Genomic DNA, 2097 nt, shown 5'->3' with positions numbered 1-2097 from the left:
CGTAACCCAGGTGATGGGTCAACTCCGAATTCAGGGCACGCTCGAGCACGGCCTTGGTCAGCTCGTTGAGCAAACCGTCCGCGCCGTCGATCGGGGTCCCCGATTTCACTGCATCGGCGATCAGCGAATCCAGTGTGTCGGCGCTGAACGCCTCCGCCAACCGTCGGGCCGCCGTCTTGTCCTGAGCCGGCGCCTTCGTGGACTTGGTCACAAAACACTCCTTCTGTCCGCCCCAACGGCGGTCCGATGATGGACCACCTCGGACTTACACAGATGGAATGACACGCCCCACCCGTGCGACAAACCCCGAGTCGAGCGCATGGTCCAGTACGTGCGCGGCAACTTCTTCGCCGGCGAGCAGTTCACCGACCTGGTCGACGCCCAAGCCCATGCCGAACTCTGGTGCGCCGAGAAGGCCGGGCAGCGCATCCACGGCACCACTTGCCAACGTCCCGCCATGGTGTTCGCTGAGTGTGAGGCCGGGTTGCTGCTGCCCGCCCCCGTGGCGGTCTACCAGGTGCCGATCTACGCGCAAGCCAAGGTTCATCGTGACTACCACATTCAAGTTGATCGGGCCTTGTACTCGATCCCTGAACACCTTCGTGGACAGACTGTTTCGGTGCGCGCTGACGGGGAGTTGGTCAAGGCGTTTCACCGCGGAAAGCTCGTCAAGACCCATCCCCGCCAGCCCGCCGGCGGGCGATCCACCGACCCCGCTGATCTGCCCGCAGACAAGACCGGTTATGCAATGCGGGACTTGACCCGGCTGATCACCACCGCGACCGGCCACGGCCCAGATATCGGCATCTACGCTGAACGCCTGCTCGACCACCAACTGCCCTGGACCCGGATGCGCCAGGTCTACCGCCTGCTGGGGCTGGTCAAACGCTACGGTGCGGCCCCGGTGGACACCGCCTGCGGGCGCGCCCTGGAACTCGACGTCGTCTCGGTGTCCAAGATCGCCGCGATGCTGCAAAAGGCCACCGAGAACACCCCCGCAGAGGCGCCGCGAGCAGCCTCGGGGCTGGCCCCGGCCCGGTTCGCCCGCGACCCGGGTGAATACCGACCCCACGGCCGGCAGCGACCCGACTGGCTCAGCGTCATCGACGGCGGCACCACACCCCCCACCAAGAGCAACGACAACAAGGGGCTGTGATCACCATGGCGACCAAACCCATTGTCAGCGACCCGATCTCAACCGAACTGAAGAACGTGATGCGCCAGCTCAAGCTCGGACGGATGCTCGACACCCTGCCCGAGCGGCTCACCTTGGCCCATCAACAGCACCTGTCGCATGCGGCGTTTCTGGAGTTGATCCTCGCCGACGAGGCCACCCGCCGCGACAACAGCTCAGCGGCCCGCCGCGCCCGCGACGCCGGCCTGGACGTGGCCATGCGACTGGACTCCTGGGACGACACCGCTGCCGTGCGCTACGACCGCACCCTGTGGACCGACCTGACCGGCCTGCGGTTCCTCGACGGCCCCCACGGCGCCCTGCTACTCGGTCCCGTCGGCGTCGGCAAAACACACCTGGCCACCACACTCGGCCACATCGCCGTGCGCCGCCGCATCCCCACCCAGATGCTGCGCGCCGATGCAATGTTCAAGCGGCTCAAAGCATCCCGACTCGACAACAGTACCGAAGCCGAGATGCGCCGACTGACCCAGATCCGGCTGCTGATCATCGACGACTTCGCTCTGCAACCCATGGACGCCACCGCGACCGCCGACTTCTACGAGCTCATCGTGGCCCGCCACCAGCGAGCCTCGACCGTGCTGACCTCCAACCGCAGCCCCGATGAATGGCTGGCCGTCATGACCGACCCACTGCTGGCCCAGTCCGCCGTCGACCGGCTCACCTCAACCGCGCACGAACTCGTCATCGAAGGCCAGTCCTACCGACGCCGCCAAAAGCCCTCAGTTGACACCCGGCCGACGACCGCCGATCATCCCCAATGAGCCAAATAGGTGGTCCATAGTTACTGGCCAACCGGTGGTCCCATCCTCGTGGCAAATGACAGCGTGGAGCCTCCGGATCGGCCTTGGTGGTGCGTACCTTCCGGCGGCGGTGCACACCGGCGATGCCGGCGGCCTTCA

2 protein-coding genes and 1 pseudogene are annotated in these 2097 nt (G+C 66.1%); 2 read left to right on the top strand and 1 reads right to left on the bottom strand.

Translation table 11 applies throughout. From position 1 onward, the window contains the following. Positions 1 to 160, bottom strand: a pseudogene (locus BST10_RS22075) (IS256 family transposase); the annotation flags it as partial. A gap of 159 nt (positions 161 to 319) precedes the next feature. Here BST10_RS22075 and BST10_RS22070 point away from each other — a divergent pair. Both BST10_RS22070 and istB read left to right on the top strand, forming a co-directional pair. Further along, the gene (locus BST10_RS22070; protein WP_308214893.1) at positions 320 to 1156 is read left to right on the top strand and encodes a Mu transposase domain-containing protein; all 837 of its coding nucleotides are present in this window, start codon (positions 320 to 322) and stop codon (positions 1154 to 1156) included. Between the two features lie 5 nt (positions 1157 to 1161). After that, a complete protein-coding gene (gene istB, locus BST10_RS22065) occupies positions 1162 to 1959 on the top strand; it encodes an IS21-like element helper ATPase IstB (RefSeq protein WP_083040765.1) in 798 nt (265 codons plus the stop codon). Positions 1960 to 2097 lie beyond the last annotated feature (138 nt).

It is taken from the genome of Mycolicibacter algericus DSM 45454, from assembly GCF_002086455.1.
In the GTDB taxonomy this organism is placed as follows: domain Bacteria; phylum Actinomycetota; class Actinomycetes; order Mycobacteriales; family Mycobacteriaceae; genus Mycobacterium; species Mycobacterium algericum.
This window is presented reverse-complemented; position numbering and strand designations above follow the sequence as displayed.

Excerpts from the sequence above, each read along its gene's own strand:
- istB (WP_083040765.1), top strand. The coding sequence starts at position 1,162 with ATGGCGACCAAACCCATTGTCAGCGACCCGATCTCAACCGAACTGAAG.
- BST10_RS22070 (WP_308214893.1), top strand. The coding sequence starts at position 320 with ATGGTCCAGTACGTGCGCGGCAACTTCTTCGCCGGCGAGCAGTTCACC.